Origin of the sequence: Actinocrispum wychmicini (genome assembly GCF_004345645.1) — a bacterium.
In the GTDB taxonomy this organism is placed as follows: domain Bacteria; phylum Actinomycetota; class Actinomycetes; order Mycobacteriales; family Pseudonocardiaceae; genus Kibdelosporangium; species Kibdelosporangium wychmicini.
In genome coordinates, this window is sequence record NZ_SLWS01000002.1 from 139,837 (window position 1) to 156,113 (window position 16,277).

Below are 16,277 nucleotides of genomic sequence, written 5' to 3' on the forward strand. Positions count from 1 at the left end.
GGTGTGAGTGCTTCGAAGCTGAGCTTCGTTGTCCAAGGCCGCGCGGTAGCTATTGACCTGCCATTGCGCCATCCGCCGCCACAACACGCCTCAGCATCACAGTGCGGCCTGCTTCGACCATGACTAGCAACATCAGCGGCGCTACGGCATGCAACCCAATAGCAACGGGATCCGGCCAGCCCGCGGATACGTTCGCGGCGACCGTGCCTCCTACGAGTCCGCCGTCAATCCCGATGGGCACCAACTGTGGAAGTGGAACGCCGACTCGACAGCCTTGGGGCTGGTCGAGGCGAGCCCGGTCGGCCCAGCCTGGGGCATCGGACTGGCCGCCGACGCCCCAGGGCCGCCACCCCGGCACACTGGCCGGGCCTCAACCTGCTGGGATGGCCAGCAGGTCAGCAGACGTAGAACGTGTTGGGGAGGCTGACCGAGTCGTTCACGAGCGGGATGGTCAGAAATGGGCTGCCTTCATTCGTCATGATCGGCGAGGCGCTGGCGTCGATCGTCCCGCTGGTCATGCCGCATTTGCGGTACATCAAGCCAAGCAGTCTGCCCTCGGTGCCATTCTCGTCTTTGGGGATCATCTCCAGCCTGGTGGACATGGGCGAGTCCGGGCCGTAGTCGAAGGCCCACGCGCCGCCCTGATTGCTGCTGTAGAAGGGGAACTCGTCGCACTCATAGCCGGCCGGCACGCGCGGCGATGGGCACTTGGTCTGGCTGTATTTCTGCCGGTTCATCCAGTCCCGGGCCAGGACCTTTCCCTTCTCGGCGTTGCTGATGTAGCCGAGCTGGACCCAGGACGGGTTTCTGTCCACCAGCGCGGAATAGTCGTTGCGGGCGGCGCCCGCGGCGTCGGTGATGGTGGGCAGCATGATCGGGTCGTGCATGCATGGGTCCCCGACCAGCCCGGCCCTGGCGGTCAGCGCCAGGCACGCCTGCGCCGCCTCGGCGGCCTGGGCATTGGTGATCTGCCATCCGTCGGCGGAGCGGGTCGCCACGTAGTCCAGGATTCGCTGCTGCACGGTGGCGACTGTGCTGCTTCCGGCCAGAGCCGCGTTGACCAACTCGGCGAGGTGGGTGTGGCCGATGGCCTTGGGGTGGAAGCTGCCCTTGCCGGGAACATCGCGCCCGCTACCGCTTTCCGACCAGTTCACCAGCGCGTTGGTCCAGGAATTGCCGTCGCCGCCAAGCGCGTTGCACGCCCAGTGCTCGCCGAATCGCCAGGCCGGGGTGGGGTCCACCAAGGAGATGTTCACGCCCGCCGCGCGCTGGCCGGCCACGGCGTTGCCGATGGTGGTGGTGAGGAAACCGGAGAAGGTGTTCAACAGGCCCACTGCCTCGATCGGCAGCCCGCCGCAGCCCCCGGTGGGGTAGTCCTCGAACAGCTGTGGGTATCCCAGCACCAGGATCTGGGCGTTGGGCGCCTTGGCGTGGATGGCCCGGTAGGTGCGGGCGAGGTGGTCGCCGAGGCTCTGCGTGATCAGGTCCTTCTCGTAGTCCCGCAGAGGGGCCGGATCAACGACGCCGTTCTGTCTGGTGATCTTGTAGTCCGAGGCGTTGCAGAGATTGGTGGTCAGCACGCATCCCTTGAGCACGTCGGAGAACCGGGCGTCGTTGCCGCCGACGGAGATGGTCACCAGGGTGGTGTCCTCGTCGAGGTAACCCTGATCCACCTGGGCCACCTCGTGGTACAGCTGGCGCGGTGTGCCCCAGTCGGTATGGCCGGCCTGGTCGTCGGCGGTCGGCGGACTGTCCACCGAGTCGCTGGTGACGTCCACAGTGGTCGCTCCGGAGCAGGCGATGAAGGCGAAGGACGTGGTGCCGTCCGCAGCCTCCGCCGCGATGGGCTTGCTGTGCCCCGGAAGGACCACCTGCCTAGGGTAGGCGCCAGCCCTTGACCGATGGCAGGCGTCGACGTTTCCGTTGTCCTGCTTGTAGTCGCTGTTGGGATCGAAGGGGCCGACCCCCTCGCCGGAGGAGTACGAGTCGCCCATCGCCACGTACTGCGCGGACGGCCTCGTGGTGGGGACGAACGCGGCCGCGTTCCAGGCGACGTCGTCGTCTCCGGTCCCGTCGGGGGTAACGGTGCTCAGTGATACGCTGGCCGCACCGGCCAGCGGGAACACGCCGAGGTCCACCCAGATGTTCTTGTGCCAGGCCTGGTTCACCACACGGTGCCGAGTCCTGCCGTCACCCAGGTTGATCACGTAGTCGGCCTGCCGCGTCCACGCCCCGATATCCGGGATGTGCACCATGATCCGGGTCCAGCCGTTCAGCACTCCTGGCCGCCAGGTTCCGGTCGTCCTCAGGACGTCGCCCTGCTGATTGTTCGCGCGGGTGTGCGCAAACCAGAAATGGCCGCCAAAACCAGCCCCAAGCTGATGGAAGTCGACCTTGGCTGGGTAATGGCCCGAGGCGTCGGAGGCGAAGTCAAGGCTGAACGTCCCCTGGCTGGCCCAGGTGCGCGGACAGCCGGCTCGCACCACCGGGGCGGTGTCGGGCACCTCGTCCACAATGATCGCGTTCGAGGGCAGGGCGTTCCGGTCACAGTCTGGCGGGTAGGAGTCCCCGTCGTCCTGGTAGGCGTATCCGGGGCTGAAGCGCAGCAGTTCGTTGCCGCAGGTGGCCGGGCAGTTCTTCTTCCAGGTGGCCGGCTGGTGGTACCAGCACTTCAAGTCGTACTGGCCGGCCGCGTTCTGGTGCGCGCAGGGCCCGGCCGGCTCACCGGTGACATCGGGGGCATTCGGCACATGCGAGTTGTCGCCGTACACACAGGAGTTGCTGCTGTCGCAGAACACGTTGTTCGGGGGCTTGACCTGGCTGCGGTTGAGCGGCGCCGACACCGGGTCCCCCGGCCACCAGGCCGCGCGGAACCCGACCACCAAGTTGCCCGGCGACTCGGGCACCTGCACGGGATGCCCGGCCCACCCCAGCACCTTCTCCGGGTAGGGCCAGAACTGCGGGGTCTTCGCGTCGGCGTAGGTCTTGTCCAGGAACGGATCCCGATTGGCCGGGAAATGCGGGTTCGCCGGGTTGTTCGCCCAGCCGACACCCCAGGCTCCGTCGTTCAGGGCAGCCTGGTCGGCCGGGTGGAAGCCGGAGTTGTAGGCCCACAGCGCGAAGAACCAGTTCTCCAGCTTCGAGGAGTCGCCGTCGTTGACCGTCAGGCCGGCCCGCCGGGTCTCGTTCCACTTCTGCTCAAGCTTCTGCACCCCGGCGGCGACGTTCGCCGCGAAGTCCAGCGCCACCGCGCGCTGAGTCTGGTACGGCAGGGCCGGGCTGCCACCGGGAGCCTCCTGGCCGGCCAGCCGCATGCCGTCGGTCATCTGGGTGACGCCGTAGCCGCAATCCGCCTTGGCCCAGTTGACCACCCACTGCTCGCCGGGGTTCCCGCTGCGGCCGTAGAAGTTGCCGATCAGCGGATTACCGGTGGATCCGGGCAGAGCGTGCTGGGACGCCTGCCACAGATTGGACTCCTGCGCCGCCACGCCCAGCATGACCTGCGCCGGGATATGCCCGCCGCCGTCCAGCGGGACCGACGGGAACAGGCCCTGCGGGGTGTACTCCGGCATGCCAAGGCTCTTCCAGTTCGCCGGCCGGTCAACGGTGAGCACGTCGCGCACGGCTTGGTCCACCGCCCACTCGACCTGCCTCGGCTTGGGCTGCATCACCTGATTGGCCGGATCATTGCGGGGAACCGCGCAGGTTCGCTCCGCTTCCACCGGGTCGCTCGACGAACCGCCATCCACCGCGCGGCGCTGCGCCGGCGCAGCCGGCCTCAGCGCGCGCCCGGACCCGCTGCGATCGGCGCCCCTCGCCGCTGGATCCACGGTGAAGCTCACCTGCTGCCCCGATGCGGGCACCGCCATGCTCACGCTCACCGCCCGCGTCCGCGCGGTTGCTGCCCCTGGGACGCGCGGATCCTGCTGCCCAGACCACTCGACGCTGGTGAGCACCGCCTCACCCCTAGTGGACACCTGTGCCTGCTTCGGGGCCGACAGCGCGCGCACCGAGGTTGGCAGTGGGCCGTCCTGCTCGAACACCCCGGTCAGGTAAGCCTTCCCGGCTCCACCGGACACCAGCCCGACCTCCGCGAGTTTCCCATGGGCGAGCGCGGCGACAGTCCCATCTGGCTTCGCCCGCCGGATATGCGCCGTCCCCTTGTCACTGTCCATGAACGACACTGCGCCCTCGGCGTCAGCGACGAGGTGGAACGGGATGCCACTGGTATGAGCGAGAACCGTGCGCCGTCCGGACTTGTCCACCCGCACCAGTCCGCTCCGGTCGGCGGCCACAATGCCGCCACCGGAGACCGGCACGGCCGAGGTCACCTGTCCGGCCACCGTGATCGGCGCCGCCAGCGCGCCGGTGGCCGTGTCCACCGCGATCAGCCTGGTCGCCTCGGCCCCAGCTGACTGGGTGAGCAGAGCGGTCTCCCCCGCCCCGCACGCAGGACTGTAGTAGGCCAAAGTGGACTGAGTCGGCAGCTTAGTCACCGCTCCGCTGCCCAGGTCCACTACCGCGCTGAAGCCGCCAAGGCCAAACGTGTCCTCCCGGTTGGTGAAGGCGCGCGGCGCGTACGCGACGACCAGCTTTTCCCCCGAACCGGTCACACAGGCATTGCCGATCCACAGATCGGTGTCAAACCCAGGCTCAGACAGGGTGGCCGCCGTCCGCCAGGCATACCCCTCGCGGGCGTCGGCCACCAGCACATGCAAACCGTTCGAGTCCCCCGAGGTGGTCCAGGCCCGGTCGGCCGATTGCCGCCATCCACTGCCCAGCACCTTGTCCCGCTGATCCGGTGCGACCACAGCAGGATCCGGCGGATCCGGGAGCGCGACGGCCGGCTCGGCGCCAGGCGGCGCGGGGGCCGCGAGCGCCGCGCCCGCTGGGATCGCGGCGGCGACGACCACCGCTAAGACGACCGCCAGCGCCGTCCTTCCGGATAAGCCTCGTGCCATCACAATCACCTCGCAGGTCTCTGAGCTTGAGCTGCCGACGTCACGCGGCTGGCACTGCATGGCGGGAAATCCCGCTTTGGGCCCACAGCAGGGATGGGGCTGTTACTGGGCAGTGATCTCATACATCGGGCTGCCGCCGCACATCCGCGACCACACCGTGCCACCCGCCACGTACCCCGTCGACTGCGTGCACTCCACGACCACCTGGCCACCCCGGCCCCAGCGCTCACCGTAAACCGTTCCGTGGATGGGCTTCTCCCGCGAAAAGGAGACTGTCTTCACCCACGCGGCGTTGCACGCGGGTGAGAATCGGAGGTAGGCGTAGGTCTCGGGTTGCGGCTGGACGGTCTGGTCGGTGCGCGCGTCCGCGGCACAACCCTGCGCCTCCGGGTCCTTGCCGGTGCAGCCCGACCCGTGGCAGCCCACCGACGCGGACGCGGACCCGGCCGGCCCGGCCGCCGTGTACACGCCAGCGATGGCGAGCGCCGCCAGCGCCGATGACGCCACCCTGCCCACCCTGGCCATCGGGCGGCGCTGTCCTTCGTCGCTCATTGGTTCTCCTTCCCCATGGGGCCTGCGGCCCGCTCCGACGATCACCACTCACCCGGCAGCTTGTCCGTGCTCGGTACCCGCCCGGTACCCGACGGGTTCCCTCGGCCAGGCTGGGTGGGCTCATGGGGCCGGCGGGGACTCGGCTAGTCGCGCGCAGGATGTCGGCGTCGGGCAGTTGCGGGCGCAGGACCGAGGTCGAGCCAAACAGTCCGGTGGCGGGGCCTGTTTGGCCGCAACGGGTATCGGCCGGCCGCTATCCAGCATCGGCCCGTGACGGTAAGGATCGGAGCGTGTCGACGCCACCCTGCGGGCCCGGCAAGGAAAGAAAAGGTTCATGCTGAGGAATCTGTGTCGCGGTCGCAGTGGTCACGGCGGCCTTGAGCAGATCCGCTCGTCGTTGGACAACGGGCGCCCGGCGCCGCTCCTCCATGGCCGCCATCCTCGGATGAGCGACGACCGACCCACAGGGCGGGTGCCGGCTATCCCGTGGATCATCGCCCCGTCGCGGACTGGCTTCGGGAATTCGCCCCAGTTGCGCGGGCGGCCGGCTTGGTGTCGGCCGACAACCTTCAGCTTGTCCAGGCCTGGTACCCGTTCGGTACCCGCGGCCCGGCCGCGTGGGCTCACGGCGCTGGTGGGTGCTCGGCCAGTCGTGCGCGGAGGGCGGCGGCGTCGGGGTGGTGCAGGTCGTCGAGGATGGGCAGGGCCTGCTGCCAGCAGTGGTGTGCGGTGTGGAAGTCGCCCGCGTCGTGGTAGGTGGCGCCGAGGCGGATGAGTGTGTCGGCCTGCGGATGGCGACTGCCCAACTTCTGGAACAGGTCCAGTGCGTTGTGGTAGCAGGCGATGGCCCGCCGGTGTTCGCCGAGGTTGTGGTGGGCGTGGCCGAGGCTGTCCCAGGTGTCGGCCTCGCCGTGCCTGCTGCCGACCGCTCGGTGCAGTTCGAGCGCCTGGAGGCAGGAGCGCAGCGCTTCGGCGTGGCGGCCCAGTTGGGTCTGCATCCATCCGATCGCGTTCAGCGCGTCCGCCTGGCCCGGCCGGTGTCCGGCCGCGTGGAACAGCGCGTAGGCGGTCTTGCCGTGCTCCAGTGCCTCCGGGTGGTCGCCCTGCGCGTAGGACACGATGCCGAGGTTGTTGTGGCTGCGTGCCTGGCCGATCAGGTCGCCGAGCCGCTGGTCCAGGTCGAGCGCGCGGTGCAGGCTGGCCTGCGCGTCCGGATAACGACCGAGCCGGGTGTACGCCCGGCCCAGTTCACGCAGGGACCATGCCTGCCCGCGCGGCTCACCCGCGCGTTCGGCTGCGGCGATCGCGACGAGCTGGGTGGTGACCATCTGTTCCCAGTGCCCGGCACGGATGCAGAAACTGGCCACGCTCCAGGCGAGTTGCCAGGCGTGGGTGTCGAAGCCGGCGTCGGCGGCGCGGTCGATGGCGGCCGGAAACACCGGACGCTCGGTAGTGAACCACTGCCATGCCTGCCCGTCATCGGCGAGCTCGTCGACGAAGGCCCCTGGCTGGGGTTCGGCCAGGGGCAACTGGTCGTTGGGTGGGTTGAGCAGCAGCGTCGCGGCGTGCGCCGTATGCAGGTAGTGATCGAGCATGCGGTGCATGGCGGCGCGGCGCGCCTGCGCGGTCTCGTCCTGGCATGCCTTGCCTGCCGAGTACGCCCGCAGGAGGTCGTGGTAGGTGAATCGGCCGGTGCTGGGTTCGGTGAGCAACTGCGCTCTGGTCAGCTCGGACAGGGCCGCGTGGGCCTGATCACGGCCGGTTCCGACCAGGCTGGCGGCGGCGGGCACCGATATGTCCGGGCCGGGATGCAGGCTCAGCAGCCGGAACATTCGTGCTGCCGCAGCGCTGAGCGTCCGGTAGGAACAGGAGAACACCGCACTGAGGTTGACGCTGGTGTCACCGATGTCCAGGGCGTGCAGCCGATCGCGGGCATCGCGTAGCTGCTTGGCCAGCTCGGTCAGCGACAGGGCGGGGGTGAGAGTGGCTCGCGCGGCGACGATGCTCAGCGCCAGTGGCAGGTGTGCGCATATCTCGATCAGGTCGCTGACGGCCTGTGGTTCGACGGCCAACCGTTCCGGGCCCAGCCTGCTCGTCAGCAGGTCATCGGCTTCGGCGGTGGTCATCAGGTCCAGGGGGACGGCGCGCGCCCCCTCGCTGACGATCAGGCCACCGAGATGGTCACGGCTGGTGATGACGGTCAGGCACTGGGCCGAGCCCGGCAGCAGCGGCCGGACCTGGCTGGTGTCGCGGGCATTGTCCAGCACGACGAGTATTCGCCGGTCGGCCAGCTGGGATCGGTACAACGCCGCCTGCTCGGCCAGACCGGCCGGTATCCGTTGGGCCGGCACCCCGAGCGCGTCGAGGAACCCCCGGATCGCCTCGGCGGGCCGCACCGGCTGACCGCTGGGGTCGAAACCCCGGAGGTTCACGTAGAGCTGCCCATCGGGAAATCGGTCCGCGACCTGGTGCGCCCAGTGCACGGCGAGAGCCGTCTTGCCGACGCCCGCGGTGCCGTTGATCGCTGAGATCACCACGGTGTCGTTCCGGTCCAACAGGCCGGTGAGTTCCTTGAGCTGGGATGCCCGGCCGGTGAAGCCCGCCACCGCGGCAGGCAGCTGCCGGGGCACCGCGACCCTCGGCCGGGCGCCCGGCCGCAGGGTCGGCGCGGCGGGGGCGGGATCGTCGCGCAAGATCGCCACGTGCAGCTGTTGCAGTCCCGCCCCGGGCGCCAGCGCGAGATCGTCGGCCAGCCGTTCATGGGTGCGCCGGTAGACCTCCAACGCCTCGGTGGTGCGCCCCGACCGGTGCAGGGCCAGCATCAACTGGCCGACCAGCCGCTCCCGCAACGGATGCTCGACGGCCAGAATGGTCAACTCGGCCACCAGGGCCGCGTGCCCGCCGGCGGCCAGTTCCCAGTCGACGCCGTCCTCCAGCGCGGCGAGGCGGCTCTCCTCCAACCAGGTCGCCTGCGCCGCGAGTCCCGAGGTGACCCCGCTCAGCGCCGGCCCTCGCCACAGCCGGAGCGCCTCCCGCACCGCCGAGGCCGCGCCCGCCGGGTCCGTGGCCGAGAGTCGCCGGGCCCCGGCCACGGACGAGTCGAACACACTGGCGTCAACCTGGTCCGGCCCGGCATTGAGGATGTAGTCGCCCGACCTGGTGGTGATCGCGTCACCGAGCGCGCAGCGCAGCCGGGACACGAGCTTGACCACCTGACGGCGCGCTGACTGCGGCGAGTCCTCCTCCCACACCGCGTCGACGAGCGCGTCGACGGACACCGCGCGCCCCGGGCGCAGCGCCAGCGCGGCCAGCACAGAACGTTGGTGCCGGCTGGAGACCGCCAGCCGCTCCGGCCCGCGCCAGACCTCCACCGGCCCCAACAGCCGAAACTCCAAACCATCAGCAACGCCCAACGATGCCCCCTCGTTGCGCATACCCGGGCTTCCCGCCCGCGCCGGCAAACCGAACAAGCGCCAAGGACAACCGTCCGAAACAACCGGCCATCAACAGGATACCGTTGATCTACGGCCAAATACTGTCCATCCGGGTGAATCGGGCGCCTGTGGGCGCCGGGGACTCGGCCATGCCATGCGACCGGGGCGTGTTCGCGGGCCACGCCTCTGAGCCGACCGCGCCGGATGATCCTCATGGTGGCGTCCGGGACGCTCGCAGCGGCGCGACGCCGCCGTGGGCGCGGCGTGGGCGGCGGGCGTTGAGGTGGCCCTCGTGGTCGACGAACGGCCAGATGATCCGGTGAATCCCGAGTTATCGGCGGACTTTCGGTCAGCCGAAGAGGACTCCTGGAACGCCCGAGCACGCTCAAACCGTGTTTTGTTCGACTTTGAGAGGAGTTCGGAATCGTCCGGGTACACCTGGTGATGCGTCAGGCGGCCACGTTCGATCAGGCGTTGACGCAGATAGCGTAGGCGCGGGCGCGGTGTGCTCCGGGGGCGGTGCTGCGCATTATCGCTACCCAGTGATTTTGGTCCACCGGGCGTGACACAGACACTTCCCATAGGTGGTCCGAACTGCCATCGAGGGCTTCGTGGCCGCCGCCGATAATTTTCTTGGTTCCCGTACAGTGCGCGCTCGCGGTCACGGTTCCGTCCTGGGTCTCGACTATCGGGCCTTCGACGACCTCGTATCCCGACACGGCTGCGGGGCCTGCCGGGCCGGCTTCACCGGGCGGGCCTTGGACGCCTTGCGCGCCTTGATTTCCCTGTGGGCCCGGTAGTCCCTGCGGTCCGGTCTGGTTCCATACGATGGCAATCTCATCACCATCGCAATGCCTCTCGTCAGGATCGCTGGCCGCAGTGTCGATGACCCGCAGTCTATGGGATGAATCCTTGCTGTAACAACCCTGGATCTTGCCGGCAGAATCGGGGATGGACGCAGACGCGACATTCACAAAAGCGGACAACCCAATAATACCGGCGATCGCGACAGTCGCATTGCGTATACGACGAGTCGTAATTTTCACGGCCTGTTTTCCTCTGTTCAGCATCACATGGACTACATGATCATCTCACGCAGGCATCGGCTGGTATTGCATCAAAGGGTGCTCTTCGGGGCGCCGCTCCCGTGCGCATCGGCCGCGCACTGAATTGCCGATCACACAGCTGGTGACCTCGGCTTTGCCGGTGGGAGCCATAGTTGTCGCAGACCAGGTAGAGCCGCCCGGTGGAAATGCGGCGGCGGAGTTGGGCCGTCAGTTGCTGGTTCGGTGACGGCGCCCGGTCGCCCGAACATGTCGATCTCAGCAACCTGCCGGATCGTCGAATCGACAGCCGCCGCAACAAGCATTTGTTACAAAGCAAAATCGCCGCGCGGCGGTGCACGCAAGCATCTAGATCTATACCAGCTTCACGGCACCGGCTTCAACCTCTTCGGACAGGTTGGTTACCAACGGTCTCGACTGACTGATTGGACCCGCGGCTTCTGATACCTTCAGGATCTCAACTGAATGGGCCGACAGGGAGGACTATGCCCCAACGGATCTGGAGTGAGCGGCATCCCGTTCTGCGGGTCCTACATGACAGGCGCGAGCGCGGGTCGACTCCCGGCAGGCGCGCCGATCCGCACAAGGTTGGGCTGGTCATCGAGGGTGGCGGGATGCGTGGGGTGGTGTCCGGGGCCATGCTGGTCGCACTCCACGATCTTGGTTACGCGGACGGGTTCGACGAGGTCTATTCGTGCTCGTCAGGTGCGTTGAACGGGGCGTATTTCGTCGCCCGCGACACCTGGTTCCCGCTGTCGATCTACTTCGACGACCTGAGTACCGGACAGTTCCTGGACTTCGGCCGGGCGTTGCGCGGGCAGATGCCGATGAATCTCGACTATGTGCTCGACGAGGTCCTCGCCCGGCGCAAACCGCTGAACTACCGCGCGATCATCGACTCGGCGCAACGGCTGCACGTGTTGATCACGGACGTGGACGCACTGAAAACCGTTGACCTGACCGAGTTCAAGACATGGGAGGACATCCGCGCGGCACTTCGGGCCAGTGCGTGGTTGCCAGTCGTGACCAGGGGAACGTCATCGGTTCGAGGAATGCGCGGCATCGACGGCGCCGTGTTGCAGCGGCACCCGTTCCGGACAGCACATGCCGACGGGTGCACACACATCCTGTCCCTGAGTACCAGGCCGATCGGACGTGGCCCGGAGCGGATCACCCTCGGCAACCGGCTGGCCAGCCGATATCTCGACCGGCTCCGTCCCGGGCTCGGCGACGGCTTCATCAGCGCCATCCGCACGTATCTCGCGGAGGACAAACCACACCTGCAGAAAAGCCGACTGTGTCCAGGACAGGACGCGGCCGTGCTGGATCTGGCACCGCTGCCCGGAACTCCCGAAGTGAAGCGGCACGAAACCAGCTTCGGGACGATCCTGCAGAGCGCGCGGTCGGCGTACCGGGCGTTGTATCTCGCTCTGGAAGGTGTGGACGTCCAGGTTGTTCCAAGACTCACCGTCTATCCGGTACGGAAGGAGCGAACAGCCAGGTGAGCCCCACCGAGCCCGGCATCGGGGCCGAAGACCTGCGCCAGTTGTTCAAGCACATCTCCGCGTTCGACTGTTCGGCGGACGACCGTACTCGCCTGTGGCGCATCCGGCAGATCTGCGGATCGGACGGCGACTGGCGTCAGGTGCTGTCGGCCATTCCGCTGGACAAGCTGTCGTTCCATCTGGAAGTCGGCGTACGGCGAGCCGAGGCTGTCGGCCAACTCGCGCGATGGTGCGCGTGGTTCAGGACGAGCGCGCCAGAAGGGACCCGTCAGCAAGCCGGGATCTACGGGTACCTGGCCGTCCTGCTGTTGACCCTGGTGACCATCGACCAGGCCCCGCACGACTGCGAACTGTGCCGGCAGCTGGTCACCCACGACCCGGTGAGATCGGCGTTGCTGAGCCTCTACGCGCCGGACAGCGACGCCGGTGTCCAGGCGCGGGACGAGTGGGCGCGGATCCGCCCGGAGACACTGGGGTTCCACCGGCACGGCACCACGTCGCTGATCCTGAGCGGCCAACCGAGCACGACATCGGGACGGCAGATCAAGTTCGCGTTGAAATGCGTGCTGTTTCCGTACGCCAAGATCCCGTTGATAGCCAGCAACACCAAGACGTACGCGGCGGACCACAACGCGCACGACAGCGACGGGCACACAGTGCGCCACATGGTGCACGTGTGGGCCAGCACGTCCCGATGGATTCTGATGGACCTCGCCGAGGGCAACACTCTGGTGGAGGAACTCAAACTCCTCAAGCAGGACACCACAGTCCTGCTCAAACGCACCTCCCCGCTCGCCGGGAACGTACGGCTGGACCTCATCCGCCGGCTCGGACTGCCGCTGCTGCATGCCCTCGGCGAGCTTCAGGTGCACGGCAAGCGGCACGAGGACCTGTCCCCCACCAACATCATCGTGCGCCGCGTACCTCTCGCGGGCGGAGGTGAGGACTACGACGTCACCTTCGTCGATCTGGGCCGCAACTACCTGTACACGAGGGCGGTAGGCGGTCTGGACGGGCTCGACGGTTCCTACATCGCCCCCGAGATGCGCGACAATGCCGATGACGTAGCCAGCGCGGACCTGTACTCGCTCGGCCGCATCCTGGTGACACTCGGCGATGTCGGGGAGAACCTGGACGGCACCATCCCAGACCGCTTCTACGGCCAGGCGCCCCTGGTCGCGCGGTTCATCGAGGACCTCGTCGACGCCGACCCCAGCCGACGGCTCATCGTCTTCCGCCGGCATCCCGACGACCGAGACGTCTACGGCTCACTGGCTCTGGTACTGCGCCAAGAACTCGACGTGACCCAGGCGGCACTGGTCGAAGACTCCGAACAACGCCAGCACGCCGTGCCTGACGACCGGCAGACCCTGGGCGGCGCCGTACGGTCCTTCTTCCCGCTGTCCCGTGAACCCAAGAAGCAGCGGCGGATCTATCGGGTACGCAAGGAACAACGAGTACTCGGCGACCCGAGGCGATCGATGTACGCCCGCTGGCTGATCTTCTTCTCCCGCCTCGCCGCCATCAATTTCTGGGTCAGCACGGCGGTGTGCGTCTACTGGCTGTACCGCGACGTCGGCATCGACATCCTCAACCCGGGACAACAGGCGGTCCTCAAGCTGATCGGTGCCCGGTCGGACGCCATCCCGCTGATCGACGACCTCCGCCAGCCCAGCTACCGACTGGGTGACGTGCTGACCAACCTGCCCGCCCGGCTGGTCGCCTTGAGCTTCGCGTTCGCCTCCATCCGCTTCTACCAGAACGTCCTCAGTGGCATCACCACCCGAGTCGCCAGTGGCAACACCCTGTTCCGAGTCGGCGCGGAGATCGCGATCCGGTCCATCGCCATCTGGTCGTCCTGGTTGATCCTGGCCGCCAACCTGATCCAGCCGCGATGGTGGCCCCTGGGTACCGCGGTGGGCTACATCGGCCCACTCGTCTGCGACGTGGTCCTGGCGCGGTTCGCCACGCGGAGTCTGGACCAGGCCCGGCAGCGCGGCCTCAGCACAGTCCCACCCCGGCACCAGAAGGTCACCGGGCTCGACCAGGTCCTGCAGTGGCCGGCGACGATGCTCTTCTACACCACCATGGTGTGGGGCTTCGGCATCGCTATCTACTTCGGCCTGCTCAAGGACACGTACGTGTACGCACTGGTGGTGGTCCTGGTCAACATCGGGCTGCTGTACATGATCACGTGTGGCACCCGGGCCCTGGACGTCCGCATCGGCCTGACCCGCTGCACCCTCGCGGCCGAACGCATCCGCTGCGACACCGAGGTGAACGGCGGACCCGCTCCCCAAACCACGGAGCCCTACAAGGTCCTCGTCACGGACACCGCATAGTCCAGGCTTTGGAACGGCGGCAGACTGGGGACTGGGGGGACAGTGCGGATGACATTCAGCCGTAGCGTCAGTTCGTGTGCGACGTAAGCCGCGAGGGCGCCTTCGTGTTTGGCTGGCCCCTCAGTGCACAACACCGCCTCGGCCAGCTCGAACAACGCGTCCGCCCGCGCGGTCAGGCATCCGTAGAACTCCTGCCGAAACCTGACCAACTCCCCGAGCGCCACCTCATGGTCGGTGTCGTGCACACTCATCACCCCCGCCATGCAGAGCGACGAGGACGACGACATCTCTGCCCCCAGATCCCCAGCGGCAGGTTAAAGATCAAGACTAGGGCCTGTTGCGAACCTGGTCTAGGTTGATCTTTGTGACAGAGGGGCGGAGTTATCGGTATGTGGGGCCCGCTGATTTGACGGCCATGATTCGGCCCGGCGGTGCAGGCCGCAGGATTCTTTCGACGGCTGATCTTGACGGCTGGATGTCGAGGCGATCAACGGAGGAGCTCGCCGAACCGGTCACCTTCATCGTGGACACCGACGGCGTCCTGCGACTCGCACCACGCCGCAGCGAGCACGTGGCGTGTGCCAGCGGAGGAATGGTCCTGTGCGCCGGTGAGATGAGTTTCTGCCGTGAAGCGGGGCGCTGGAGGGTCGGCGAGGTGAGCAATCAGTCGACCGGCTACTGCCCGGATGTCACCTCGTGGCCGGCGGTTGCGGAGGCCCTGGACCGGGCCGGGATCAGGCGTCCTGCCGGTTTCACGCACGAGGTGGTGTTCCGGCGCTGCACCAACTGCCAGGAGCACAACATCGTGCGCGAGGATGACTTCGTCTGCGTCTTCTGTGATGCGGTCCTGCCACAGGAGTGGAATGTGGACCCCGGCTGAGGGTACCGACGTGTCATGACCACCAGTCCCAGCTGTCGGGCAGGAACTTTGTCCGCGATCACGCGCCAGGCGAGGGAACCAGCTACGAACACCCCGCCGTAGGCGGCCAGCCGACGACTACCTGCCCACCACATCACCGGCCACCTCGCCACGGCCGAGCAGGCAGCCCGTCAGCCAACTTCGTCCCCGATCGGATTGTCGACTGGTTTTGCCTGCTCGGCCGGGTGTGTGCGCGGGTGGACCGGCTAGGCCCCGTCGGCCGTCCCGGCCTGCCCGCCGCAGAGCACCTGGTTGACGAGCGTCTGGTCCGCCTTGTTGTACGCCTGTCCCAGGTCGGCTGCGGAGTCCCCGTAGGTCAGCGCGAGCTCGAAGGTCCTGCTGCCGTCGGGCGTGCTGGCTATCAGCGTCCCGTAGCCATGGAAACCGCCCTCGCCTTTGATGATGAGGGCGCCGCCGCAGTTCGGACCGGTTTGCTGCAGGAACACCCCGAGGCCGTAGTTGCTCTTCGGGTGTGGTTTGAGCATCTCGGCCAGCAGCGGGCGCGGGAGGAGTTTCCCGGCCAGCAGCGCGGAGAAGAACGTGTGGAGGTCCTTGGTGGTCGAGATCATGTCACCGGCGCTGGACGCCCAGGAGGGGTTCTGGCGGGTGATGTCGACCAGCTTCCACTGGCCGGCGTCCTGGTACCGGTAGTAGCCGTGGGAGTGCGGCCCGGGGATCCCCGGCCAGGTGCCCGGCTGCACGGTCTCCCACAGCCTGAGCGGGCCCAGGATCCGCCGCTGGATCTCCTCGGCGTACGAGTGGCCGGTGACCTTCTTGATGAGCAGCCCGGCCAGCAGGTAGTTGATGTTCCCGTAGCTCCAGGCGGTGCCCGGCTCGAACAGCGGGTCCTTGGACAGGCTCAACCGCACCAGTTCGTCCGGTTGGTAGGTGTGGAACCGGTTGTCGACGAACTCCTGGCCGATCAAGGGGATTCCGGGCACGGCCGTGCCGTTGGGCAGCACCTGGCCGGTGTAGTCGAACAACCCGCTGGTGTGCTGCAACAGCATCCGTACCGTGATCCGCCGGTCCAGCCCGTACTCGGGCAGGTAGCCGGCCACCGGCGCGTCCAGGCGCACGCTGCCCGCCCCGACCAGTTGCAGCACCACGGTGGACACGAAGGTCTTGGTGACGCTGCCCACCCGGAACCGCCCGTTCGTCGGCGGCTTGGCGGTCCGGCCCAGCTCGCGCACCCCGCCGCTGCCGACCCAGTCACCCCGCTGATCGTGCACCCGCAGCTGTGCCCCAGCGAAACCGGAGTCGACGATCGCCTGGACGGCCGCCTGCAGGTCCGGGCGTCGCGGCCCGGCAGCGGCCGTGCTGTCCGCAGCGGCCACCCCGGGTACGGCCACCCCGGCCAGCAGCGCGGCCGCCACCGCCGTGACCCCCACCAGCCGCAAGACCCGCGGCGTCCGAACCCTGTTTTTCTTGGTATCCCTCGTCATTTGCGGCCTCGAGGCCGCGATCGATGAATTGGTCATGGCAGCCACGATCGCCTGCCGC

9 protein-coding genes are annotated in these 16,277 nt (G+C 67.8%); 3 read left to right on the forward strand and 6 right to left on the reverse strand.

Annotated elements, in window-relative coordinates:
* Positions 1 to 395: 395 nt before the first annotated feature.
* From EV192_RS09285 to EV192_RS09300, 4 genes are all read right to left on the reverse strand, one after another.
* On the reverse strand, positions 396 to 4,961 hold the full coding sequence (locus EV192_RS09285; RefSeq protein WP_132113430.1) for a NucA/NucB deoxyribonuclease domain-containing protein: 4,566 nt from the start codon (positions 4,959 to 4,961) through the stop codon (positions 396 to 398).
* 102 nt (positions 4,962 to 5,063) lie between these two features.
* Positions 5,064 to 5,513 carry a DUF2690 domain-containing protein gene (locus EV192_RS09290; protein WP_132113432.1) on the reverse strand — a complete coding sequence of 150 codons (450 nt, stop codon included), beginning with the start codon at positions 5,511 to 5,513 and terminating at the stop codon, positions 5,064 to 5,066.
* Between the two features lie 623 nt (positions 5,514 to 6,136).
* Entirely contained in the window at positions 6,137 to 8,926 is a 2,790-nt protein-coding gene (locus EV192_RS09295) for an AfsR/SARP family transcriptional regulator (RefSeq protein ID WP_132113434.1), read from the reverse strand.
* Between the two features lie 488 nt (positions 8,927 to 9,414).
* Complete coding sequence (locus EV192_RS09300) at positions 9,415 to 10,017, reverse strand: collagen-like triple helix repeat-containing protein (protein ID WP_132113436.1); 603 nt, start codon at positions 10,015 to 10,017, stop codon at positions 9,415 to 9,417.
* 479 nt (positions 10,018 to 10,496) lie between these two features.
* On the opposite strand from EV192_RS09300, the gene EV192_RS09305 reads away from it, so the two are divergent.
* Both EV192_RS09305 and EV192_RS09310 read left to right on the forward strand, forming a co-directional pair.
* Entirely contained in the window at positions 10,497 to 11,516 is a 1,020-nt protein-coding gene (locus EV192_RS09305) for a patatin-like phospholipase family protein (RefSeq protein WP_132113438.1), read from the forward strand.
* Positions 11,513 to 13,858: a hypothetical protein gene (locus EV192_RS09310; protein ID WP_132113440.1), complete on the forward strand. Its 2,346-nt coding sequence runs from the start codon at positions 11,513 to 11,515 to the stop codon at positions 13,856 to 13,858. Before EV192_RS09305 ends, EV192_RS09310 begins: the two co-directional genes overlap by 4 nt.
* Here the strand turns inward: EV192_RS09310 and EV192_RS09315 are convergent.
* On the reverse strand, positions 13,828 to 14,109 hold the full coding sequence (locus tag EV192_RS09315; protein WP_132113442.1) for a hypothetical protein: 282 nt from the start codon (positions 14,107 to 14,109) through the stop codon (positions 13,828 to 13,830). The two genes, EV192_RS09310 and EV192_RS09315, sit on opposite strands and share 31 nt — an antisense overlap.
* Before the next feature lie 164 nt (positions 14,110 to 14,273).
* Between EV192_RS09315 and EV192_RS09320 the strand changes: the two genes are divergently transcribed.
* Positions 14,274 to 14,738: a hypothetical protein gene (locus EV192_RS09320; protein ID WP_132113444.1), complete on the forward strand. Its 465-nt coding sequence runs from the start codon at positions 14,274 to 14,276 to the stop codon at positions 14,736 to 14,738.
* Positions 14,739 to 14,983: 245 nt separating this feature from the next.
* Here EV192_RS09320 and EV192_RS09325 read toward each other — a convergent pair whose 3' ends face one another.
* A complete protein-coding gene (locus tag EV192_RS09325) occupies positions 14,984 to 16,219 on the reverse strand; it encodes a serine hydrolase domain-containing protein (RefSeq protein ID WP_243726740.1) in 1,236 nt (411 codons plus the stop codon).
* Positions 16,220 to 16,277: the final 58 nt, after the last annotated feature.

Coding starts and splice junctions, on each gene's coding strand:
- EV192_RS09285 (WP_132113430.1), bottom strand. CDS start 4,961: ATGGCACGAGGCTTATCCGGAAGGACGGCGCTGGCGGTCGTCTTAGCG.
- EV192_RS09290 (WP_132113432.1), bottom strand. CDS start 5,513: ATGAGCGACGAAGGACAGCGCCGCCCGATGGCCAGGGTGGGCAGGGTG.
- EV192_RS09300 (WP_132113436.1), bottom strand. CDS start 10,017: ATGCTGAACAGAGGAAAACAGGCCGTGAAAATTACGACTCGTCGTATA.
- EV192_RS09305 (WP_132113438.1), top strand. CDS start 10,497: ATGCCCCAACGGATCTGGAGTGAGCGGCATCCCGTTCTGCGGGTCCTA.
- EV192_RS09315 (WP_132113442.1), bottom strand. CDS start 14,109: ATGAGTGTGCACGACACCGACCATGAGGTGGCGCTCGGGGAGTTGGTC.
- EV192_RS09320 (WP_132113444.1), top strand. CDS start 14,274: ATGATTCGGCCCGGCGGTGCAGGCCGCAGGATTCTTTCGACGGCTGAT.
- EV192_RS09325 (WP_243726740.1), bottom strand. CDS start 16,219: ATGACGAGGGATACCAAGAAAAACAGGGTTCGGACGCCGCGGGTCTTG.